Genomic DNA, 22746 nt, shown 5'->3' on the forward strand with positions numbered 1-22746 from the left:
GCGGGACTCCTGCAAGGGGTTACAGCTGATAGCCGAAGGACTTGATGATAGCCGCGGAACGGGGCGACTTCAGGTACTCGACGAAGGCGCGCGCGGTGGCGTTGTCCTGGCCTTTCTTCAGGATGACGGCGTCCTGGCGGATCGGCTCGTGCATCGAGGCCGGCACGATCCAGGCCGAGCCGCCGGTCAGCTTGCCATCCTTGTAGATCTGCGAGAGGGCCACGAAGCCCAGCTCGGCATTGCTGCTGGCGACGAACTGGTACGCCTGCGAGATGCTCTGCCCTTCGACGATGCGCGGCGCCAGCTTGTCGGCCAGGCCCAGCTTGGCCAGCACCTGGGTGGCGGCCAGGCCGTATGGCGCGGTCTTCGGGTTGGCGATGGACAGGTGCTTGAAATCGCCTTGCTTGAGCACGGCGCCCTGGTCGTCGACATAGCCGGCGCGCGCCGACCACAGCGCCAGCGCGCCGGTCGCGTAGGTGAAGCGCGAGCCGGGCACGGTTTCCTGCTCGGCGTCCAGCTTGGCCGGCGTGCTGTCGTCGGCCGCCAGGAACACTTCGAACGGCGCGCCGTTCTTGATCTGCGCGTAGAACTGGCCGGTGGCGCCGAAGGAGGCCACCGCCCGGTTGCCGGTGTCTTCCTCGAACGCCTTGGCGATCGCCTGCATGGGCGCGGTGAAATTGGCGGCGACCGCCACCTGCACCTCGCCGGCGAGCGCGGGGGCGGCAAGCAGGGTGGCGGCCAGGGCCCACAGCGTCGGAATGGCACGGATTTTCATGGAACTTTGCCTTTGTGGTGAGAAGGTTCGCGCGCCCGTCGCGGCAGGCCCGCATAGCGCGCAGCAGAGCGTTATGTAGTGGAATATATAACGAAATGCGTCGCGCCCACAAAAGCAGGCCCGCGCCCCGCCCGCTTAGCGGACCTTGGCGTCCAGGAAGGCCCGGATCGCCGGGATGATTTCCGCGCCGTGCGTCTCCAGGGCGAAGTGGCCGGTGTCGTAGAAGCGCACCTCGGCCGCGGGGATGTCGCGTTTCCAGGCCTCGGCGCCGGCGGGCAGGAAGTACGGATCGTTCCTGCCCCAGACCGCCAGCAGCGGCGGCTGCCTGTCGCGGAAATAGGCCTGGAACTGCGGATAGCGCTGCACGTTGGACGCGTAGTCGAGCAGCAGGTCCAGCTGGATCTCGGCATTGCCCGGCCGGGATACCTGCAGCCCTTCCAGCGTGTAGCCGTCCGGGGCGACCAGGCTGGGGTCGGGCACTCCTTCCAGGTACTGCCACTTGATCGACGCAGGGGTGGGAAAGCCATGCAACGCGGCGCGGTTCTCGGCCGTCGGCGACGCCCAGTATCGCCTGATCGCATCCCAGCCTTGCGCCAGGCCTTCTTCATAGGCGTTGCCGTTCTGGGAAACGAGGGCGGTGACGCGGTCCGGATGCGCGCTCGCCAGGCGCCAGCCCACCGGCGCGCCGTAGTCGTGCACCATCAACGCATAGCGGTCCAGCTTCAGCTGTTCGGTGAACCGGTCCATGGTCCTGGTGATGTTGTCGAACGTATAGGCGTAGGCGTCCCGTGCCGGCGATTCCGTGAAGCCGAAGGACGGCAGGTCGGGCGCCACGACGCGATAGCCGTCGGCCAGCGCCGCGATCACGTCGCGGTACATGTACGACGAGGCCGCGAACCCGTGCAGCAGCAGCACGGCGGGCGAGGCGGGGTCGCCCGCCTCGCGGTAGAAGATCTTCACGTCGCCGACCTGCTCATGGCGATAGTGGACGGGGCGTGGGGCGGCGTTGCCAGGCATCATGGCCTCCTTGGTAACCATTGAAAATTGAATTTGAAGGTTGCGTGGATCCGGTGTAACCTGTCAATCTCAAATTCACTAGTTACGAATATGGCGACGCCTGCCACGCATCCCCCGCATTTCATCGCCAACAACCTGGCGCTGGATTTCATCAACAGCGCGTTCGGCGTCGGGCCGGCCAGCCATGACTGCCTGGGCGACGACGAGAGCGTCCTCGCCTGGCTCGAGGCGGCGGGACATGTGCCGGCCGGCCTGGCGCGCCCGCCCGCGGGTTTGGCCGAACTGGCCCGCGCGCTGCGCGAGGCGGCGGCGCGCATGGTGCGGGCCGCCCAGGCCGGGCAGGGCGGCGACGCGGCGCTGGTGAACCAAGTCCTCGAGGCGGGCCGGCCAGCCAGGAAGCTGGCGTGGGACGACGGCCAGGGCGGCTACACGCTTGCCGAATGCCCGCGCGACCACAGCGCCGCCAGCCTGCTCGAACCGGTGGCCGCCGCGCTGGCCGATTTGCTCGCCGGCGATGCGCTGCGGCATGTGCGCCGATGCGAGGCGCACGATTGCACGCTGGTTTTCCTGGATGTCACCAAGTCGCACCGCCGGCGCTGGTGCAGCATGGCCTTGTGCGGCAACCGGATGAAGGTGGCGGCGTTCCGTTCCCGCAGGCAGGGCGCCGGCTGACGCCGGGCCGGGCATGGCGCCGGCGCGTACCGCAAAAGGACGCGGCCGCCCCGGGGGGGCGGCCGTCATGGGGCGAGACCGACGTCGCGTCGCGGCGCTGGCTAGCGCCGCTCAGTGCGCGTCGGTTCGCCGGGCAGGATGGGCAACAGGCGTTGGGGCCCGGCGACGCTGGCCTGGGCGTCGACGCCGAACAGGGCCAACAAGGTAACGGCAAACTGCTTCATGATGGGCTCCTTGCGAGGGATGGGCGGCGGGCCGCGATGGCGGGGTTATGCGCCGGTCTCGACGTACTCGGACGCGGCCGACGCATTGCGCGCCTGGGCCAGTTCGGCCTGGACCTGCGCGCGGGTGGCGGCGCTGCCGGCCAGCTGGGGCGCGGGTTCCTGCGATTCGCCAAAGACCAGCTGCCCCGCGGCGCGCGCGATCGCCAGTTCGTGTTGCACCTGCGAGCGCGTCAGGCTGCCGCCCTGGGCGCCGGCGGGCGGATAGTCCAGCTCGCCGGAGCCGGCAAAGGCGTTGAAGCCGAACAGGGCGGCGGCGAGCAGGGCGGCGGACGTGAAGGTTCTCATGATGGCTCCAGAAAGTTATCTACTACTAAATAGATGACGAGGGAAATAAAAACACCGGAAGGCGGTGGTTCATGGACTGCATGTTATCTACTAGTAGATAGATAAGCAAGCCATGGGCCCATTGTTTTTTCGTATCCTGCCGATAGCCGCCTCAGGCGTAGGCGATCAGCCTGCCCAGCGTGGCGACCGCCAGCCACAGCAGCAGCGACAGGGCCGCCTGCAGGCGGCCCCAGGGCGGCGGGCGGCTGTCCCAGCCCGCCAGGCGGGCGCCCCACAGCGCGCGAAACAGCAGGGCGTTGGCCACGCCCAGGGCGATGCCCGCCGCCTTGTATTGCATCAGCGCGTTGCCCGACAGGGGCGCGGCGTCGGCGCTGAACAGCAGCGCGCCGCTGGCCAGCTGCAGCAGCAGTCCGCCCGCGGCCAGCGGCGTCAGCACGGCCGACACATCGGCCAGCGCAAAGCGGCGGCCCAGTCCCAGCAGCCGCAGGTCCAGCAGCAGCATGGCGCCCACCAGCAGCACCAGGCCCAGCAGGTGGGCCAGGTTGGCCGCGGGATAGGCCCAGGACGAGCCGCGCATCCACGCGCCCAGCGCGCAGGCTTCGAGCAGCGCGGCCCAGGCAGGCGGATCCATGCCGGCCGGCCCGCTTCAGCGCAGCTCTATGGTCTTGCCATCGACGGTGATGCGCTCGGCCCGCACCTCGTGCGTGCCGTCCTTGCGCGGATAACCGACGATGGTGACCGTCTTGCCGACCGCCAGCGCATCCTTGGCCAGGCCGCGCGACTCCATGCGCGAAACGGGCGCCAGCACCACTTCCCAGCTGGCGCCCTGGTAATCCACTTTGACTTCGGCGTGCGGGTTGCGATAGCGCACTTCGGTCAGGGGCGCTTCGATGGTGAGGGTCTGGTCGGCGTCGTAGGAACTCCAGCCGTGGTGGGCCCAGGCCGGCGCGGCCAGCGCGGCCGCCAGGCCGCCGGCGGCGAGCAGGTGTCGGATCGTCATGGGGGCTCCGTATCGCGCGAAAACGCCAGCCCACTATAGGGCCGCGGGCAGTGCGCCGGCAAGCCGTTCAGAATGTGTAGGCGGCGCTCAGGCCGATGCTGCCGTTGCGCCCCGGCGCCGGCTCGTAATAGCGCTGGTTGGCTTCGTTGACGATGACCGAGCCGGCGTAGCGCCGGCCGAACAGGTTGTCCACCCGCGCATAGGCGTTCCACGACCAGGCGCCGGCGCGCCAGGCGTAGCCGGCGCTGGCCGCGGCGACGAAGTAGGCCGGCGCGGCTTCGCTGTTGGCGTCGTTGACTTCGATGCGGCCCAGGTAGCGCGCTTCGATGCCGGCCTGCCACCCTTGCGGCGGGGCCCACGACAGCGCGGCGTAAAGCGCCTGCGCCGCCACGCCCGGGATGCGGTTGCCGGCCCGGATGGCGCCCGGACCGTCGTCGCGATAGCGCGCGTCCAGCCAGGTATAGGCCAGCTGCGCGCGCGCGTGGCGGGCGAACTCGCCGTTCCATTGCAGCTCCACGCCGTCGCGCCGCGTGCGGCCGGCGTTGCGGTACGTGGCGCGCCCGCCCAGGCTGCCAGCCGAGACGATTTCGTCGTCGGTTTGCGTATGGAATAGCGCGGCGGTCACCAGGCCGGCGCCGGTGCGCCATTTGACGCCGGCCTCCAGGTTGGTGCTGACGGCTGGCCGCAGGCCGAAGTTCAGTCCCGGGGCCTGGTCGGGCCGGTACGACAGTTCATTGAGCGTGGGCGTTTCGAAGCCGCGTCCGTACGAGGCGTACAGGCTCAGGTTCTCGTTGGCCGCATAGCGCAGCGCCGCCACCGGCAAGGCCTTGCGATAGGTGGCGCGTCCGCTGTCGTCGCCGTTGCCCGGCGCCTGGTAATGATCGTCCGAGTCGAAGCGCACCGTGCTGTAGCGCAGCCCCGCGTCCAGCGCTCGGCGAACTGCCACGAGGCCTGCAGGTACGGGTCCAGGTTGTAGACCGTGTTGGTCTCGTCGCGCCGCAACGCGCCCTTGACGCCCAGGCCGGTGGGCGCGGCGGGCGGGCCGGTGTAGTTGTCGTAGCCGCGGCGCTGCTCCTTCATGGTGTCATAGGCCAGTCCGCCGATCAGGGTCAGCGGCAGGCCGGCCACCTGCTGGCGCGAGGTCCAGCGCAGGTCGGCGCCGCCGTAGTCGCGGCCCAGGTCGATCACGCCGCCGGCCTGCGTGGGGCTTTGCTGCACGGCCACCGGGATGGATTGGTATTGCGTGGTGCGGCGTTGTCCGTAGTACAGCATCACGCGCAGGTCGTTGCGCGTGTCGAAGGCGCGCTCGTACAGCAGGCCGCCCTGGGTCTGGCGCACGGTCTTGCGCGTATCGAAGCGCTCGGCCACCGGCGCGCTGCGCGGGTCGTCCTCGAATTGCTCGCGCGTCAGGCCCAGCGGATCCTGCGCGGTCAGGTCCACGTGGTTGGCGCTCAGCGTCAGGCGGCTGCCGTCGTCCATGCGCAGGCCCAGCCGCGCGTTGCCCAGGTTCTTGCGCGCGGCGCTGTGGTCGCGATAGCCCTCGGTCGTGAAGCGATTGAGGTCCAGCACGTAATCCAGGCCGTCTGCCGCGCTGGCGCCGCGCAGCTTGGCGCCGTAGCGCCAGGTGCCGAAGCTGCCCGCCGCCGCGCTGCCCGTCGCCTCGGGCGGATCGCTGCCCTGTTCGGTGAACACCTGCACCACGCCGCCCGACGAATTGCCGTACAGGGCCGAGAACGGGCCGCGCAGCACTTCCACGCGGCCGGCCGAGCCGATGTCGATGTTCGAGGTCTGGCCCTGGCCGTCGGGCATGGTGGCCGGGATGCCGTCCACGTACAGCCGCACGCCGCGCACGCCGAAGGTCGAGCGCGCGCCGAAGCCGCGTATCGACAGCTGCAGGTCCTGCGCGTAATTCTGGCGGTTCTGCAGCTGCAGTCCGGGCACGCCGGCCAAGCCTTCGGACAGGTTGACCTGCAGGTTGCGCGCGCGCAGCTCGTGGCCATCGACCACGTCCACGGACGCGGGCGTATCGAGCACCGAGGTGCCGGTGCGCGTGCCGCTGATGCGCACCGGCTCCAGCATGGCGGGCGCCTCCTGCGCGGCGGCCGGCCCGCCCAGCGTGGCGGCGGCGCCCAGGATGCGCAGGCGTCGCAGCGTGTTCATCGGTGGGCCGTCAACAGCAGGTTGCTTTCCGAGTTGGCCACGCCGTCGATGCTGCGCAGGTCGCGCAGCACGCGGTCGAAGGCGAGCAGGTCGGCGGCGCGCAGCTCCACCACCAGGTCCCAGCGGCCGTTGGTGGAATGCACCTGCAGCGCCTCGGGGATGCGGCGCAGCGCCGCGACCACGGCATCGGTGGCCGCGCCGCGCACTTCGATCAGCGTGATGGCGCGTATGCCGTGCTCGTCCTCATTGCGCAGGCGCACCGTGTACCCGGCCACGATGCCGCTGCGCTCGAGCCGCGCCATGCGGTTCTGCACCGTTCCGCGCGACACGTGCAGCTGGCGGGCCAGCGTGGCGGTGGGCAGGCGGGCGTCCGCGCGCAGCAGCGCCAGCAGGCGGCGGTCCAGGGCGTCGAGCGCATGATCCATGGCAGTCTCCAGGCCGTTTGGGCAGATCGCCAGCCGTAGCTGGCGATCTGCTCCATATTGCCTCAGGATTGCCATTTTTCTGGCTTTTCGCTAGCCGGGCATTTCCCTAAGATGGTCTGCAGGCCAGGCAGGACCATCCCGCAGGAGACCGCCATGAACATGCCAGCACCCGCCGCCACGCGGCGCGACCGGATCGAGGACGAACTCGGCGCCCACAACTACCAGCCGCTCGATGTGGTGCTGGCGCGCGGCAGCGGGGTCTGGCTGTACGACACGGCGGGGCGGCGCTACCTGGATTGCCTGTCCGCCTACTCGGCGGTCAACCAGGGGCATTGCCATCCGCGCATCCTGGCCGCGATGGTCGAGCAGGCGCAGCGGCTGACGCTGACCTCGCGGGCCTTCCGCCATGACCAGCTGGCGCCCCTGTACGAAGACCTGGCGCGCCTGACCGGCGCGCACAAGGTGCTGCCCATGAACAGCGGCGCCGAGGCGGTCGAGACGGCGCTCAAGGCGGTGCGCAAATGGGGCTACGAGGCGCGCGGCGTGCCGGCCGGGCAGGCGGAGATCATCGTGTGCGCCAACAACTTCCACGGCCGCACGCTGGGCATCGTCGGCTTTTCCACCGACCCGGATGCGCGCGGCGGCTACGGGCCTTTCGCGCCGGGCTTCACGGTGGTGCCGTTCGGCGACTTCGCCGCGCTGCAGGCTGCCGTCACGCCGCGCACGGTGGCCTTCCTGGTCGAACCCATCCAGGGCGAGGCTGGCGTCATCCTGCCGCCGCCGGGCTATTTCCGCCAGGTGCGCAAGCTGTGCAGCGAACGCGATATCGTGCTCATCCTCGACGAGATCCAGACCGGGCTGGGGCGCACCGGCGCTTTCCTGGCCGAGGCGCACGAAGGCATCGAGGCCGATGTCACGCTGATCGGCAAGGCCCTGTCGGGCGGCTTCTATCCCGTGTCCGCGGTGCTGTCGAACCAGGCGGTGCTGGGCATTTTCCAGCCGGGCCAGCACGGCAGCACCTTCGGCGGCAACCCGCTGGCCTGCGCGGTTGCGCGCGCCGCGCTGCGGGTGCTGCATGACGAAGGCATGATCGACAATGCGCGCGAGCAGGGCGCCTATTTCATGCAGCGCCTGCGCGCGCTGCCCGGCCCGGTGCGCGAAGTGCGCGGCCGCGGCCTGATGCTGGCGCTCGAACTCGAGCCCGACGCCGGGCCGGCGCGCGCCTATTGCGAGCGGCTGATGGCGCGCGGCATGCTGGTCAAGGACACGCACGGCCAGACCCTGCGCCTGTCGCCGCCCTTGATTGTCACGCGCGAACAGATAGACTGGGCCTGCGCGCAACTGGCGCACGTGCTTGCGCATTCCGCGCCAGGCTCTTCCGGAGGTCCATCGTGATCGCTGCATCGTTCCCCCACGGGGTCAGCCTGATCGGCGCGCCCACCGACATCGGCGCGGGCCAGCGCGGCGCTTCCATGGGGCCCGAGGCCCTGCGCGTGGCGGGCCTGGTGCGCCTGCTCGAGCGGCGCGGCCTGCAAGTGACCGATCGCGGCAACCTGCAGGGCGCGCCCAACCCGTGGCGCCCGCCGGCCAACGGCTACCGGCACCTCAACGAAGTCATCGGCTGGAACCAGCTCGTGCACGACGCCGTCAGCGCCGAGTTGCGCCAGGAGCGCCTGCCCATCCTGCTGGGCGGCGACCACAGCCTGGCCATCGGCTCGATCAGCGCGGTGGCGCGCCATTGCCGCGCGAGCGGCCGCAAGCTGCGCGTGCTGTGGCTGGACGCGCACGCCGACTTCAATACCAACCGGCTCACGCCCACCGGCAACGTGCACGGCATGCCGGTCGCCTGCCTGTGCGGCAACGGCCCCGCGGCACTGACCGGCATGGCCGGCCGCACGCCGGCCATCGAACCGGGCTGGGTGCGCCAGATCGGCATCCGCAGCGTGGACGAAGGCGAACGCAACCTGGTCTACGACGCCGGGCTGGAGGTCTACGACATGCGCTATCTCGACGAGGTCGGCATGCGCGCGGTGATGGAGGCCGCCCTGGCCGGGCTGGACCCGCAGACGCATTTGCACGTCAGCTTCGACGTCGACTTCCTCGACCCCGAGCTGGCGCCGGGCGTGGGCACGACCGTGCCCGGCGGTCCCACCTATCGCGAAGCCCAGCTGTGCATGGAAATGATCGCCGACACCGGCCTGATGCGCTCGCTGGACATCGTCGAACTCAATCCCGCGCTGGACGTGCACAACAAGACCGCCCAGGTCGCGGTGGACCTGGTCGAAAGCCTGTTCGGCAAATCCACCCTGATGCGCCGGCGCCCCGGCAGCGCCTGAACGTGCGCGCCGGCCGCTAGTTGTGATGTCTCAATAGGTTGTTCATCCAGGCCGGACCTGGGATGCTGTGGTTACCACGCCATCGCAACTCAGGGCAGGACACTGGATGAACAACCATAAGCATGCGCGATTGACCCGCCTAGGTCGAGCCCTTCTTGTTAACAGGGTGATGCAACAGAACTGGACGATGAGGCAGGCCAGCCAGGCGGCAGGGGTGAGCCTGCGCACCGGTTACAAGTGGCTTGCCCGCTTCCGAAGCGAAGGTCTGGACGGCCTGCTTGACCGCAGTTCTCGCCCGCACCGCAGCCCGAAGGCCTGTGCGCCCGAGCAGGTTGAGCACTTCGCCCAGCAGCGCCGCCAGCGTCTGCCGCTGTGGCGCATCGCGCGTGAAGCCGGCCGCAGCCTGGCCACCGTGGCGCGGTATATGGAACGCATCGGCCTGAGTCGACTCGCCTCGCTGGAGCCGCCGGCGCCGGTGCGCCGCTATGAACGCGCCAGCCCAGGCGAGCTGCTGCACATCGACACCAAGCGGCTGGGCCGCATCCGGGGCGTGGGCCATCGCATCACCGGCGATCGGGCCCAGAACCGCAACCGCGGCATTGGCTGGGACGCTGTGCACCTGGCCATCGATGACTTCTCGCGCGTGTCCTTTGCTCGCATCCTCGACGATGAGGGCGGCGATCAGTGCGCTGAGTTCCTGCACCAAGCCACCGCCTACTACGCCAGTCTGGGCGTGCGCATCGACCGCGTGATGACCGACAACGGCAGCGGCTACGTCTCCAGGACCTTTCGGGCGGTGTGCGTGGAGCTGGGAATCCGTCACATCCGCACCCGCCCCTACACCCCCAAGACCAACGGCAAGGCCGAGCGCCTCGTGCAGACCTGCTTACGGGAGTGGGCATACGCCAGGCCCTACACGAGCTCAGCCGAACGACAGGCTGCCTTGCAGCCCTTCATTGACCGCTACAACTGGTGTCGGCCACACTCCGCTCTCGGACATCAGCCACCCATCACGCGTATCCCAGATGTGAATAACCTATTGAGAATCGACAGCTAGTGCCTGCCGCGCGCGCCGGCCTCGTCGGCCACTTCGGCGGCGAACATATAGCCCCAGCCATGCAGGGCGCGGATCGGCAGGGGCATCTGGTGATGCGCCGCCTTGCGGCGCAAACGGCTGATCATCACGTCCACGAAACGGCTGCGTTGCGCGCCCTGGTCCGCTGCGCCGGGGGCGGACAGGTCGTCGGCGATCAGCGCCTCGCGGCTGATCTTGCGCTCGGGCGCGCGCATCAGGCGCGACAGGAACTCGCGCTCGCCCGTGGTCAGGCCCAGCGTGCTCCCGCCCGGGCTGACCAGCGTCCATCCCTGGTTGGTCAAATGCCATTTGCTGTCGGGCGGCGCCATGGCCGGCTCCAGGGCGAGCGCCTCCATGCCCAGGTCGATGCCCGGCTCGGAGCCGCGCGCAAGCTCGGCGGTCTCGGGCAGAGGCGCCAGCGCGACGATGCGGCGCAGCAGGGCCTGCAGCACGGCCGCCAGCTCCAGTCCGCTGACGTCCGTGGGCAGGCACGCGTCGGCGCCGCACAGCAGGGTGCGGATACGGCTTTCGCTGTCGGCGAACGCTTCCATCGCGATGATCCCCACCCGCCGGTCGATGGCGCGCAGCCGCGCCGCGGCGATATGGATGTCGGCAAGCGGCGCGCTCAGTATCACCAGGGGGCAGGCGTGCGCCGCGCAGTTGTCGTAGACCTCGATCAGCTCCGTGCAGGCTCGGATCTTGAAGCCGAGATAGGCAAGGTGTTCCAGCTGTTTTTGGTGCGCGGCATCGTCTCTGACCAGAAAGATGACATCGAGCGTACTGTTCATGAGTGGTGCTTCCGAATCGACTGAAGGCCGGGCGCGCGGAAAGGCGTGGCGCACCGGCGGCGCCGTCAAGCCGCACGCGCGCAACCCGCGCCGGGACGCGGCACCAATGTTGCATTTAAACATGCATGTTTTCATTTGTGAATATATATTTCAAAACATCCCTGCACGCGGGATGCTCCCGTGCGTGGCCGCCACGCAGCGCCCGTGCCGCCGCGTATAGCCTGCTTACCAAGCGGCCGGGCAAAGGGGGGCCGAATGGGGCGCACGGGCGGTTACAGTAACGGTTGTGAGATAAGCCCGGAGACCCCCCTCATGCCGATCCGCCCGTTCACGCGCGCCTGCCTGGTTGCGGCATTGGGCGCCGTCCTGGCCGGCTGCGCCAGCAACACCGGCCAGGCGCAGGCCGAAGGCGCCGCGGCCGCCAACGCCGCCACCAGCGCCGATTCCTTCGCCCAGACGACCTGGGAGCTGGTGCGCTGGACCAAGGCCGATGGCGGCTACCGGGTCATTCCCCACGGCGACAACGGCGAGCCGATCTTCCTGACCTTTTTCGCGCAGGGCAAGCAGTACCGGGTCAGCGGCTTTGCCGGCTGCAACCGCTACACGGGCGCCTACCGGCTGCGCGACGGCAAGCTGCAGATCACCGCGCCGGCCAGTACCCGCATGGCCTGCCCGCAGCCCGAGCGCGCCCGGCTCGAAGCCGACTATCTGCGCGCGCTGGCGCAGATCCGCTCGTTCACGCTGGACAGCGGCGGCGCCCCGCGCCACCTGACGTTCAACGTGCAGGGCGGCGACGTGCTGGATTTCATGCGCCGCCAGGATCCTCCCACGCCGGAATAAGCCGCGGCGCGGGCGCGTGCCGCGCGGGCAGGCCCTAAAATCGCTCCCGTGGCGCGGCCCGGCTGGGCCGCCGGTTCCTAGGAGTCCTGTCATGTCCGCAATCTCGCCGGGGCGCGTGGCGCTGTCTTTTTCCCTCTTGCTGGCCCTGGCCGCCTGCGCTGCCGATCCGGCCGGCGGCGGCGCCAGCCGGGCGCAGGCGCCCGAGCGGCACAGCGACATGCTGGCCCAGACCAATTGGGAGCTGGCCCGCTGGACCCGCCCCGGCGGCGCGCTGCGGCCGGTTCCGCATGGCGGCGCCGGCAAGACGGCGCCGATCACGCTGTCGTTCACGCACCAGCGCGGCGCCGCCCGGCTGGCCGGCTTTGCCGGCTGCAACAATTACTCGGGCCAGTACACCATCGCCAACGGCCTGCTGATCGTCACCGCGCCGCCGGTGAGCACCCGCATGGCCTGCGCGAACGCCGACCTGGCCCGCCTGGAGCAGGATTACCTGGCCGGCCTCACCGCCGTGACCGCCAGCCGGCTCGACCATGACACGCGGCCGCAGCGGCTGACGCTGGCGCTGCGCTCGGGCGACGTGCTGGACTTCGCGCGCCGCGCCGATCCGCTGGCCGGTGGCCAGCCCGGCGCGGCCAAGCTGGTGTACGTCGCGTCGAGCAAGGCGCCTTGCAGCGCCGGCGCGGGCCGGGCCCAGTGCTACCAGGTGCGCGACAGCGCCTCCCAGCCCTGGCAGCTGTGGTACGGGGACATCACCGGTTTCGCCTTCCAGCCCGGCATCGAATACCGGCTGCGCGTGGTGGAAGTGCGCGACCCCAATCCGCCGGCCGACGCGTCGGGGGTGCGCTGGGTGCTCGACCACGTGGTCGAGCAGCGCGTGGCGGCGCCGCGTCCAGCCCCCGCGCCGTAGCGCCTTGGCGGGGCGGTTTACTATTACGCCCTGTTTTTCCTTCGTTCGTGCTTTTCCGCCATGACCGCCGTCGTCAATATCGCCGCCTATAAATTCGTCAGCATCGCCAACCCGGCCGACCTGCGCGAGCCCATGCTCGAACAGGCCGGCCAGCGCCAGCTCAAGGGCACGGTGCTGCTGGCGCCGGAGGGCATCAATCTGTTCCTGGCCGGGGCGGCCGACGCTATCGAAGGCTTTCTGCGCTGGCTGCGCGCCGACGCGCGCTTTGCCGACCTGCAGGCCAAGTACAGCGAATCCGCGCGCATGCCGTTTCGCAAGCTGCTGGTCAAGGTAAAGCGCGAGATCATTCGCATGGACCACCCGGCCATCCGGCCCGAAGCGGGGCGCGCGCCCGCGGTCGACGCCGCGACGCTGCGGCGCTGGCTGGCCCAGGGCCGCGAGCTGGTGATGCTGGATACGCGCAATGCGTTCGAGGTGGAGGTGGGGACGTTTCGCGGCGCGCTGGACTGGCGCATCGAGCGTTTCACGCAGTTCCCGCAGGCGGTGCGCGACAACCAGGCCGCGCTGGCGGGCAAGACGGTGGTCAGCTTCTGCATGGGCGGCATCCGCTGCGAAAAGGCGGCCATCTACATGGCCGAGGCCGGCATCGAGCATGTCTACCAGCTCGAAGGCGGCATCCTGAAATACTTCGAAGAGACCGATGGCGCCGGCTTCGACGGCGCCTGCTTCGTATTCGACGAGCGCGTCGCGCTCGACGCGGCGCTGGCGCCGCAGGCCTGAAACGGCCGGCCCGCGTGGCGGGCCGGCGGCGGCGCGCTCAGCGCACCCGCATGCCGGGCTGGGCGCCCGGCCAGGGTTCGAGCACGTAGATCCCGGGTTCGGCCTTCTCGTCGGCGTGGCTGGCGGCCAGCACCATGCCCTCGGACACGCCGAACTTCATCTTGCGCGGCGCCAGGTTGGCCACCAGCACCGTCAGCTTGCCGACCAGGTCCTGCGGCTGGTAGGCCGACTTGATGCCCGAGAACACATTGCGATGGCGTCCCTCGCCCACGTCCAGGGTCAGGCGCAGCAGCTTGGTCGAGCCTTCCACTTCTTCGCAATTGACGATGCGCGCGATGCGCAGGTCGATCTTGGCGAAGTCGTCGATGGTGATGGTGTCGGCCAGGGCCTCGCCGCCCGGCAGGGCGGCCGGCGCGCTGGCTTCGGCGGCGGGCGGCTCGAACAGGTCGTCCAGCAGCTTGGGATCGACGCGCTGCATCAGGTGCTTGAACGGCGCCACCCGCTGGGGCAGCTGTTGCGCGTCGCCCCAGGCGAAGTCGGCGTTCGCGCCGAACAGCTCGCGCGCCACGCGGCTGGCCAGCGCGGGCAGCACCGGCGCCAGCATCACCGACAGGGCCTTGAAGCCGGCCAGCGCGCGCGAGCAGATGTCCTGCAGGCGGGCGCGCGTGGCCGCGTCGGCGGCGCCGATGCCCTTGGCCATCACCCAGGGCTGCGCCGCGTCGAACGCCTGGTTGATGCGGTCGGCATGGGCCATGATTTCGCGCACCGCGCGGTTGTACTCGCGCGCCTCGAAGGCGGCGCGGATCGATTCGGCCTGCTGCGCGAACTCGGCCGCCAGCGCGTCCGTGTCGCCGTCGTACGCCAGTTCGCCGTCGAAGTGGCGGGTAATGAAGGCGGCGGCGCGGCTGGCGATGTTGACGTACTTGCCCACCAGGTCGCTGTTGACGCGCGCCACGAAGTCTTCGGGGTTGAAGTCCATGTCCTCGACGCGCGCGTTCAGCTTGGCCGCCATGTAGTAGCGCAGCCATTCAGCGTCCATGCCGATTTCCAGGTAGCGCAGCGGCGAGATGCCGGTGCCGCGGCTCTTGGACATCTTCTCGCCGCTGACGGTGATGAAACCGTGCACATTCAGCTGGTCGGGCGTCTTGCGCCCGGCGAACTTCAGCATCGCCGGCCAGAACAGCGCGTGGAAGTAAATGATGTCCTTGCCGATGAAGTGCACCTGCTCGGTCGGGCCGGCCGGGTCGAGCAGCGCGTCGAAGTCCAGGCCCTTGGCCGCGCAATAGGATTTCAGCGAGGCCAGGTAGCCCACCGGCGCGTCCAGCCAGACATAGAAATACTTGCCCGGCGCGTCGGGAATCTCGATGCCGAAATAGGGGGCGTCGCGCGAGATATCCCAGTCGCCCAGCTTGGCCTCGCCGTCGTCGCCGCCCAGCCATTCGCGCGTCTTGGCCTGCACTTCGGCCTGCAGGTGCTTGACGCCCTGGCGGTTGGCGCCGGTGGTCCATTGCTGCAGGAACTCGACGCAGCGCGGATCGGACAGCTTGAAGAAGAAGTGATCGGACGACTTCAGTACCGGCGCGGCGCCGGTCAGGGCCGAATAGGGGTTGATCAGCTCGGTGGGCGCATACACGGCGCCGCACACTTCACACGAATCGCCGTACTGGTCCTTGGCGTGGCAGCGCGGGCATTCGCCCTTGATGTAGCGGTCGGCCAGGAACATGCCCTTGACCGGGTCGTAGAACTGCTCGATCGAGCGCGTCTCGATCAGTCCCTCGCTCTTGAGCGCGCGATAGATTTCCTGCGAGAGCGCCACGTTCTCGGGCGTATCGGTGCTGTGCCAGTGGTCGAAGCGGATATGGAAGCCGTCCAGGTAGCGCGGCCGCTCGGCGGCGTAGCGGGCCACCAGCGCCTGCGGCGTGATGCCTTCCTTTTCGGCCTTGAGCATGATCGGCGCGCCGTGCGCGTCGTCGGCACCCACGAAATGCACCGTGTGGCCCGCCATGCGCATCGAACGGACCCAGATGTCGGCCTGGATGTACTCCATGATGTGGCCGATGTGGAACGATCCGTTGGCGTAGGGCAGGGCAGTGGTGACGAAGAGCGTGCGTGACATGTCGTAGGAGGCTCAGGGGGAAGGAACGGACAAGCCGGCTATTTTAGGGCCTTTCCGCGCGGGCGCCCGGGCGCGGCCGCGCCGGCGCTCGACTGGAGGGGGGAAGGTATGGCCCGTGCCGGGGGGCGGCGTGCGCGGGCTGGCCTCAGGCCGGGCCAGGCCGGCTGGGCATGACGGGGGGCTCAGGCATGAAAACGCGCCGCCAGGCCGTGCCACGGCGGCGCTGCAGGGGCCGGCGGGACGCCGGCGTCAGCGCATTTCGCGGGCTTCGACGTCGATGACGTCGCCGCGTGGCTGGCCGAACGGGGCGCTGGCGGCCTGGAACGGACCCGGCCGGGCGGCCTGGCGCTGGCTCCAGTAGGCGCGCACGCCGAACGGCTTGCCGCGTACCTTGGCGACCAGGTACAGCACGCCCACCGCGATGGCCGTGGAGGCCATGAACACCAGGGCCATCATCATCCCGATGAGGCCGAGGAGGGCAAATAGCGCGGCGCTGAAAAAGCGGAACAGTGTATTGACCATGTAGATATGGATGTAAAACCAGGCTAAAGGTTCCCGCGTATCCGCTATCCTTCGAGTAACGGCTCGCGTAATGGCGCGATGACCCTGGGAACCATAGTGTGATGAGTATAACGATAGAACAAATCCGCGGCGCGTTGGCGGGCGTTGCCGATCCGCAGACCGGCCTGGAGCTGAATGTTTGTGTAAAAGATCGTGACATCCATCTGGCCGCGGACCCGGCCGCCCTCACGATAGAGCTGGGCTATCCGGCCGGCGGCGTGGCCGATTCCGTGCGCGCGCTGGCCGGCGCCGCGCTGGCCGCCGCGGGCCTGGGCGCGGTGCGCGTCGCGGTTACCTGGAACGTCATCGCGCACGCGGTGCAGCCTGGCCTCAAGCCCTTGCCGCAGGTGCGCAACATCATCGCCGTGGCGTCGGGCAAGGGCGGCGTGGGCAAAAGCACCACGGCGGTCAACCTGGCGCTGGCGGCCGAGGGCGCGCGGGCCGGCCTGCTCGATGCCGACATCTACGGCCCCAGCGTGCCCGCCATGCTGGGCCTGGCCGGCCGTCCCGAAAGCCGCGACAACAAGACCATGGAGCCCCTGGTCGGGCACGGCCTGCAGGCCAATTCCATCGGCCTGCTCATCGACGCCGACGCGCCGGCGATCTGGCGCGGCCCGATGGTCACCCAGGCCCTGGAGCAATTGCTGCGCCAGACCAACTGGCGCGACCTCGATTACCTGGTCGTCGACATGCCGCCGGGCACCGGCGACATCGCGCTGACCCTGGCGCAGAAAGTCCCGGTCGCGGGCGCGGTCATCGTCACCACCCCGCAGGACATCGCGCTGCTCGATGCGCGCAAGGGCCTGCGCATGTTCCAGAAGGTGCATGTGCCCATCCTCGGCGTGGTCGAGAACATGGCGGTGCACATATGCCCCCAATGCGGCCATGCCGAGCACATTTTCGGCGCAGGCGGGGGCCGCCGCGTGGCCGAGCAGTACGAGGTGCCCTGGCTGGGCAGCCTGCCGCTGCAGCGCGCCATCCGCGAGCAGACCGACGCCGGCAACCCCACCGTGGCGGCCGAGCCGGATGGCGAGGTTGCCGGCATCTATCGCGACATCGCCCGCCGGGTGGCGGCGCGCATTGCGGCCCTGCCGCGCGACATGGCGGGCAAGCTGCCCGCCGTGGTGGTCCGGCCCGCCTGACGCATGCATCGGATATTGCGTGTCTGCCCCGCTCTCCTGTTCGCGCTTGCCGCGGGACAGGTCCATGCCAAGCTGCCGGAGGTGATCGTCGATCCCGGCGGCGTGCCGCCGGCCGCGCTGCAGGCCATCAACAGCGCGGTCGACGCCATCGCGCGCCTGTCCGAGGACCAGGACGGCGGCGAAATCGACCGCCTGCGTCGCCGGGCGCGCGACGCGACGCTGGCCGCGTTGGCGACGCAGGGTTATTTCACGCCCACCGTCACCCTGACGCCGGGCACCGACGTGGGCGGCGAAACCTGGGACATCGCCATCGAGCCGGGGCCGCGCGCCCGGGTCGCCAGCGTCGACCTGAAATTCACCGGCCGGGTCGCGCGCCCGGAATACGCCGCGCGCATCCAGAAGTGGCGCGACGACTGGGCCCTGAAGGCCGGCCAGCCCTTCATCAACGGCGACTGGAACAAGGCCAAGTCCGGCCTGCTCGACGCCGTGTCCACGCGCGACTTCCTGCTGGCGCACATGACCCATTCGCTGGCCGAGGTGGACGCCGAAACCGCCCAGGTGCGCCTGTCGGTGGAGATCGACAGCGGCCCGGCGGTGCGCATGGGCGCCTTGCAGACCGACGGCCTGCAGCGCGTGCCGGAAAGCCTGGTGCGCCGCTATGTGAAGTATTCCGAGGGCGCGGCCTACGACCAGGACAAACTCGACCAGTGGCAGCAGGAGCTGCAGTCCACGGCGTTCTTCCGCGGCGCGTTCGTCACGCTGGACCAGGGCGCGCGCGGCGGCCAGGACGACGTGAAGGTGACCGCGCCGGGCGCGGGCGCCCGCGCGCCCGGCTCCAGCGGCCTGGCCTCGGTGGCGCCGGCCGGCGATGCCGAGGTGGCGGGCGGGCCGACGGCCGCCGCGCCCGTGCTCGACTCGCAAGGCGAGATCACCCTGCCGGTGGACGTGCGCGTGGTCGAGGCCCCGCCCAAGCGCCTGGCGGTATCGCTGGGCGTGGACGACGAGGCCGGCGTGCGCTTCGAGACCATCTACCGGCAGAACGTCGTGTTCGGCCAGCCGGTCACCATGGAAACCGGCCTGGGCGTGGACCGGCTGCGCCAGCGCGCCTATCTGGACTTCAACCTGCCGCCCGACGAGCGCGGGCGCAAGGATTCCTTCGGCCTGCTGTTCGACCACTCCGACGTGCAGGGGCTGGACGTCACGCGCTATGCGCTGGGCGTCACGCGCCTGCAGGAGCGCAAGGGCGCCGGCGACAGCCGGGTCGAATACGAGACGCGCTGGGGCGGCCTGCTGGCGCACGACCACGTCAAGATCGATGGCGGCGACGAGTACGACCTGCCCACCGCCACGCTCACGGCCGAGTGGCTGCGGCGCGACGTCAACAGCAAGTACGACCCGCGCGAGGGCAACCTGATCGCCGTCGGCGGCGGGGTGGGCGCCACGCTCGACGATGGCCAGCCCTACATGCGCCTGCGGCTGCGCGGCCAGAAATGGTGGCCGATCGGCAAGCTGGACGTGCTGACCCTGCGCGGCGAGGTCGGCCGGCTCTGGTCCAACGGCCGCACCCGCGTGCCCGACGACTTCGGCTTTCGCACCGGCGGCGCGCGTTCGATCCGCGGCTACCGCTACCAGAGTATCGGCGTGGAGCAGGACGACGCCATCGTCGGCGCGCCCACGCTGGCCGTGGCCAGCGTGGAATACGACCACTATTTCAATGAACGCTGGGGCATAGGCGTGTTCGTCGACGCGGGCGACGCGGCCGAATCCTTCGGCGACATGGACATCGCCGTGGGCTATGGCGTCGGCGCGCGCGTGCGCACGCCGGCCGGCCCGCTGTTCCTGGACGTCGCGTACGGCCAGCGCGAACGCGACCTGCGGCTGCACTTCTCGTTGGGGATCGCGTTTTGAGCAAGATATGGGGCGTCGTGCGCCACATCCTGGTCTGGTGGGTGCCGGGCGTGGCCATGCTGGCCGCGCTGGCGTGCGGGTTCGTGTTCTGGACCGTGGCGTCGCAAAACGGCACGCGCCTGCTGCTCGACACCGTGGCCCGGCAGCTCGACGGCGAGATCGCGGGCGTGCGCGGCAGCGTGCTGCGCGGCCTGCGGGTCGACCGTATCCGCCTGTCGGTGGCCGACGTGGATGTGGCCGTCGACGACCTGCGGCTGGACGTGGCGTGGCGGGCACTGGGCCAGCGGCTGCTGCATGTGCGCGAACTGGCAGCCACGCGCGTCGAGGTCGGCCTGCATACGCCGGCCACGCCGCCGCCCGACAGCGACGAGCCGTTCGCCCTGCGCCTGCCGGTGGAGCTGGCGCTGGACCGTCTCAGCCTGGGCGAATTCGTCCTGCGCCAGGATGGCGAGCCGCTGCCCGTGAGCGCGGGCGAGCTGCAGGCCAGCCTGGCGGCGGGCCGCCACGGCGCGCGCCTGACCCTGGACAGCCTGCGCGTGACCCATGCCGTGGGCACGCTGCGCGCGCAAGGCCGCCTCGATGTGGCGAGCCTCGCCCAGCCGTGGCCGCTGACGGCCAGCCTGGATTTGCAGGCGCAGGGCAGCGGCCCCGAATCGCCGCTGTGCCTGGCGCCGCTGCTCGACGCCAGGGACAAAACGGCCAAGGACAAGGCCGCCAAGGACAAGGGCAAGGACAAGGGCAAGGACAAGGGCAAGGACAAGGGCAAGGACGACGCCGGGGAAAAGCCGGACGAGCCGGCCGACCCGTGCGGCCTCGCGCTGCAGGTCCAGGCGCAGGGCACGCTCGAACAGCTGGAGGCCGAACTGACCGGCGCCGGCCAGGGGCTGGCCCTGGAAGCGCGCGCCGGCTTGTTGCCGCAGGCGCCCTTTCCGCTGCGCACGGCCAGCCTGAAACTGACGCGGGAGGACAAGTCCAGCCTGGCCGCCACGCTGGATTGGCAGCCGCAGCCCGGCCAGCCCGGCCGCGACCGCGTCGTCGCCACGTTCGAGGCCGAGCGGCTGGACCTGCAGCGCCTGGCCGGCGAGGCCATCCCGCCGGCGATGCTGAGCGCGCGCGGCGGCCTGGACGCCGAAGTCGACGATCTCAGCCGCCTGCACCGCGCCACGCTGACGCTGGACGTGACCAAGGGCAGCAGCTGGAACCGCCACCCCCTGGCCGGCAAGGTCGCCGCCAGCGTGAGCGCGCTGGGCGATCCCCCGGGGGCTTTCGCCACGGCCGCGCCGGCGCAGCCGCACGCGCTGCCGGGCCGGCTGCGGGTCGACCAGCTCGACGTCGACCTGCAACTAGGCCCGAACCGGGTGCGCGCCCAGGGCAAGCTGGACGAACGCGCCGGCGCGCTCAAGCTGGACGCGCAGGCGCCGCGCCTGGACGCGTTCTGGCCCGGCATTCCGGGCGCGGCCAGCGTCAAGGCCGCGCTCGATGGCGCCCTGGCCCGTCATCGCGGCCGCATCGAGGCCGCCTATACGCCGGCCGACGCCCGCGCGCGCGTGCTGGGCCGCGCGCGTGCGCAGGCGCAGCTGGAGTTCAGCGGCGGCTGGGGGGCGGGGCCGGCCGCCGAGGGCGCCGCCGCCGGCTGGCGCGGCTCGGTATCGCGCCTGACGGCCGACAGCGCCGGCTTCGCGCTGGCCCTCGAGCGTCCCGTCACGCTGGCCTACGTGCCCGAGGCGCTTGCCCCGCAATGGCAGTGGCAGGTCGGCGCCACCACCCTGGCGCTGACCTTCCCCGACAAGCAGCGCGTCGCGCTGGCGCATGCCGCCTCGCGCGGCGGCGCCGGGCGCTGGGAAACCGCGGGCCGCGCCGACGCGCTGGTGATCACCGCGGCCATGGTGCGCCAGATACTGGTGGCGCTGGATCCCGAGGCCGTGGCGCGCGCCGAGCGCGACAGCGGCAGTCCGGTCAACGCCCCGGTGCCGGCGGCGCAGCGCCGCATTTCGCTCGACGCCTCGTGGGACCTCAAATTCGCCGGCGCGCTGGCCGGCAAGGTCCGGGTGGCGCGGCGCGACGGCGACCTGCGCATTCCGGGCGATCCGCCGATCCCGCTGGGCCTGCGCACGCTGGTGCTCGAGGCCAACGCCACGCCCACCGGCGGGCAGGCCAGCCGCCTCGACGCGCGGCTGGACATGGCGACCGCCAGGATGGGCGCCATCAACGGCACCGCCAGCGCCACGCTGGGCGGCCTGGCGCTGGACCCGCGCCAGCCGATCCGCGTCGCCCTCGATGCCGACGTGACCGACCTGGCCTGGCTGGGTCTGTTCGTCGGCGACACGCTGGAGGTCGGCGGCATGCTCAAGGCCAATGTGCGCGCGCAGGGCTCGCTCGACGGCAAATGGAACGCCAGCGGCACGGTCAACGGCGACAAGCTGCGCGTGGTGCGCATCGACGACGGCGTGCGGCTGATCGACGGCACGCTGCGCGCGCGCCTGCAGGACGATCGCGTCATCCTGGATTCCCTGCGTTTTCCGGCCTCGCTGCGCGTCATGCCGGCCGAATGGCGCACGCGCGAGTGGGTCAGCACCAATCCCGACGCCAAGGGCGGCTACCTGGAGGCCACCGGCCAATGGGAGCTGTCGGCCGCGCGCGGCCAGGTGCGGCTGCAACTGCATCGCTTCCCGGCGCTGCAGCGCTCGGACCGCTACGGCATGGTGTCCGGCGTGGTGACGCTGGATGCCGCGCTGCCGCGCATCTCCATCAATGGCGACATCACCGCCGACGCCGGCTGGGTCAGCCTGGAGATCCTGCAGGGCGTGCTGACCCTGGACGACGACGTCAAGGTGGTGCGGGCCGGCCAGAAGAACGCCCAAGGCGACGGTCCGCCGCTGCAGATCGACATGAACCTCAAGGTCGACATGGGGCCGCGCTTCTACATCACCGGCATGGGCCTGGATGCCGGCCTGCTGGGCTCGATCCAGATCCGCCTGCAGGAGGGAAGGCTGACCGGCTATGGCGCGCTGCGCACGCGCGGCGGGGGCATCGAGGCCTACGGCCAGAAGCTGCGCCTGCGGCGCGGCACGCTGACCTTCCAGGGCCGGCTGGACAACCCGCTGCTCGACATCGAGGCCTTGCGCACCGGCGAACAGGTCGAGGCGGGCGTGCGGGTGGCCGGCACGGCGCAGCGGCCGCGCATCGACCTGGTGTCCTATCCGGATGTCAGCGACGTCGAGAAGCTGTCGTGGCTGGTGCTGGGCCGCGGCCCGGACGCCAGCGGCGGCGACACGGCGCTGCTGCTGTCGGTCGGCACGGCGCTGCTGGGCGGCGGGCAGCCGTTCTACAAGCAGTTCGGCCTGGACGACGTCAGCGTGCGGTCCGGCGCGATCGGCAGCTCCGGCAGCCTGCTGCCCGACCGCACCGTGGCCGCCGGCGTCAACCGCGACAGCGACGCCGACCTGGCGACGCAGTTCCTGGTGGCCAGCAAGCGCTTCGCCAACGGCATCACGCTCAGCGTCGAGCAGGCGCTGGCCGGCAGCGAAACGGTCGGGCGCGCCAGCTACCGCCTGGCGCGCGGCCTGTCGCTGGACCTGAAGGCCGGCTCGGTCAACGGAATCGCGCTGGTATATCGGATCTTGCTGGATGACTGAGCGCCAAGGCGGCGGCCGGCGGCGGGTAGAATACCCTTCA

At 70.4% G+C, this 22746-nt stretch carries 20 protein-coding genes and 1 pseudogene; 10 read left to right on the forward strand and 11 right to left on the reverse strand.

The window, feature by feature from the left end:
* Positions 1–19: 19 nt before the first annotated feature.
* Both modA and LK409_RS01555 read right to left on the reverse strand, forming a co-directional pair.
* Positions 20–775 (reverse strand): molybdate ABC transporter substrate-binding protein, encoded by a 756-nt coding sequence (gene modA, locus LK409_RS01550; RefSeq protein WP_003808340.1) that lies wholly within the window; start codon positions 773–775, stop codon positions 20–22.
* A 135-nt stretch (positions 776–910) separates the two neighbouring features.
* Positions 911–1795 (reverse strand): alpha/beta fold hydrolase, encoded by an 885-nt coding sequence (locus LK409_RS01555; RefSeq protein WP_010925959.1) that lies wholly within the window; start codon positions 1793–1795, stop codon positions 911–913.
* Positions 1796–1882: 87 nt separating this feature from the next.
* On the opposite strand from LK409_RS01555, the gene LK409_RS01560 reads away from it, so the two are divergent.
* Entirely contained in the window at positions 1883–2464 is a 582-nt protein-coding gene (locus LK409_RS01560) for a CGNR zinc finger domain-containing protein (RefSeq protein WP_033446719.1), read from the forward strand.
* Positions 2465–2565: 101 nt separating this feature from the next.
* Here the strand turns inward: LK409_RS01560 and LK409_RS22620 are convergent, their stop codons facing one another.
* The 6 genes and pseudogenes from LK409_RS22620 to LK409_RS01585 all read right to left on the reverse strand — a co-directional run bounded on the left by LK409_RS22620 (position 2566) and on the right by LK409_RS01585 (position 6618).
* Positions 2566–2688 carry a hypothetical protein gene (locus LK409_RS22620; protein WP_003808344.1) on the reverse strand — a complete coding sequence of 41 codons (123 nt, stop codon included), beginning with the start codon at positions 2686–2688 and terminating at the stop codon, positions 2566–2568.
* A gap of 45 nt (positions 2689–2733) precedes the next feature.
* Positions 2734–3033 (reverse strand): DUF4148 domain-containing protein, encoded by a 300-nt coding sequence (locus LK409_RS01565; protein ID WP_003808346.1) that lies wholly within the window; start codon positions 3031–3033, stop codon positions 2734–2736.
* A gap of 151 nt (positions 3034–3184) precedes the next feature.
* Complete coding sequence (locus tag LK409_RS01570) at positions 3185–3664, reverse strand: hypothetical protein (protein WP_010927660.1); 480 nt, start codon at positions 3662–3664, stop codon at positions 3185–3187.
* A gap of 15 nt (positions 3665–3679) precedes the next feature.
* Positions 3680–4033, reverse strand: a complete 354-nt coding sequence (locus LK409_RS01575) for a DUF6152 family protein (protein ID WP_003808351.1) — start codon at positions 4031–4033, stop codon at positions 3680–3682.
* A gap of 67 nt (positions 4034–4100) precedes the next feature.
* Positions 4101–6193: pseudogene (locus LK409_RS01580) on the reverse strand (TonB-dependent receptor family protein).
* Entirely contained in the window at positions 6190–6618 is a 429-nt protein-coding gene (locus LK409_RS01585) for an Lrp/AsnC family transcriptional regulator (protein ID WP_041937106.1), read from the reverse strand. Before LK409_RS01585 ends, LK409_RS01580 begins: the two are co-directional and overlap by 4 nt.
* Before the next feature lie 153 nt (positions 6619–6771).
* Between LK409_RS01585 and rocD the strand changes: the two genes are divergently transcribed.
* The 3 genes from rocD to LK409_RS01600 all read left to right on the forward strand — a co-directional run bounded on the left by rocD (position 6772) and on the right by LK409_RS01600 (position 10011).
* Entirely contained in the window at positions 6772–8013 is a 1242-nt protein-coding gene (gene rocD, locus LK409_RS01590; protein WP_003816336.1) for an ornithine--oxo-acid transaminase, read from the forward strand.
* Positions 8010–8954: an arginase gene (gene rocF, locus LK409_RS01595; protein WP_010927662.1), complete on the forward strand. Its 945-nt coding sequence runs from the start codon at positions 8010–8012 to the stop codon at positions 8952–8954. The genes rocD and rocF overlap by 4 nt, the downstream gene beginning before the upstream one ends.
* A gap of 106 nt (positions 8955–9060) precedes the next feature.
* Positions 9061–10011 (forward strand): IS481 family transposase, encoded by a 951-nt coding sequence (locus tag LK409_RS01600; protein WP_010927371.1) that lies wholly within the window; start codon positions 9061–9063, stop codon positions 10009–10011.
* Here the strand turns inward: LK409_RS01600 and LK409_RS01605 are convergent.
* The gene (locus tag LK409_RS01605; RefSeq protein ID WP_041937107.1) at positions 10008–10817 is read right to left on the reverse strand and encodes a response regulator transcription factor; all 810 of its coding nucleotides are present in this window, start codon (positions 10815–10817) and stop codon (positions 10008–10010) included. The two genes, LK409_RS01600 and LK409_RS01605, sit on opposite strands and share 4 nt — an antisense overlap.
* A gap of 312 nt (positions 10818–11129) precedes the next feature.
* On the opposite strand from LK409_RS01605, the gene LK409_RS01610 reads away from it, so the two are divergent.
* From LK409_RS01610 to LK409_RS01620, 3 genes are all read left to right on the forward strand, one after another.
* The gene (locus tag LK409_RS01610) at positions 11130–11657 is read left to right on the forward strand and encodes an META domain-containing protein (RefSeq protein ID WP_003808367.1); all 528 of its coding nucleotides are present in this window, start codon (positions 11130–11132) and stop codon (positions 11655–11657) included.
* A 91-nt stretch (positions 11658–11748) separates the two neighbouring features.
* Positions 11749–12564: an META and DUF4377 domain-containing protein gene (locus tag LK409_RS01615; RefSeq protein ID WP_003808369.1), complete on the forward strand. Its 816-nt coding sequence runs from the start codon at positions 11749–11751 to the stop codon at positions 12562–12564.
* A 60-nt stretch (positions 12565–12624) separates the two neighbouring features.
* Complete coding sequence (locus LK409_RS01620; protein ID WP_010927665.1) at positions 12625–13344, forward strand: sulfurtransferase; 720 nt, start codon at positions 12625–12627, stop codon at positions 13342–13344.
* 37 nt (positions 13345–13381) lie between these two features.
* On the opposite strand, the gene metG is transcribed toward LK409_RS01620, so the two are convergent.
* Entirely contained in the window at positions 13382–15460 is a 2079-nt protein-coding gene (metG, locus tag LK409_RS01625) for a methionine--tRNA ligase (protein WP_003808372.1), read from the reverse strand.
* A 249-nt stretch (positions 15461–15709) separates the two neighbouring features.
* Entirely contained in the window at positions 15710–15982 is a 273-nt protein-coding gene (locus tag LK409_RS01630) for a hypothetical protein (RefSeq protein ID WP_010927666.1), read from the reverse strand.
* 98 nt (positions 15983–16080) lie between these two features.
* Between LK409_RS01630 and apbC the strand changes: the two genes are divergently transcribed.
* Genes apbC through LK409_RS01645 form a run of 3 tightly spaced genes read left to right on the forward strand, consistent with a single transcriptional unit; the run spans position 16081 to position 22706 of the window.
* Positions 16081–17163: an iron-sulfur cluster carrier protein ApbC gene (gene apbC, locus LK409_RS01635; RefSeq protein WP_010927667.1), complete on the forward strand. Its 1083-nt coding sequence runs from the start codon at positions 16081–16083 to the stop codon at positions 17161–17163.
* A gap of 3 nt (positions 17164–17166) precedes the next feature.
* Complete coding sequence (locus LK409_RS01640) at positions 17167–19071, forward strand: autotransporter assembly complex protein TamA (RefSeq protein WP_010927668.1); 1905 nt, start codon at positions 17167–17169, stop codon at positions 19069–19071.
* Positions 19068–22706 carry a translocation/assembly module TamB domain-containing protein gene (locus LK409_RS01645; protein WP_010927669.1) on the forward strand — a complete coding sequence of 1213 codons (3639 nt, stop codon included), beginning with the start codon at positions 19068–19070 and terminating at the stop codon, positions 22704–22706. The genes LK409_RS01640 and LK409_RS01645 overlap by 4 nt, the downstream gene beginning before the upstream one ends.
* The last annotated feature ends 40 nt before the right edge of the window (positions 22707–22746 follow it).

Origin of the sequence: Bordetella parapertussis (assembly GCF_020735925.1) — a bacterium.
Classification (GTDB): domain Bacteria; phylum Pseudomonadota; class Gammaproteobacteria; order Burkholderiales; family Burkholderiaceae_B; genus Bordetella; species Bordetella pertussis.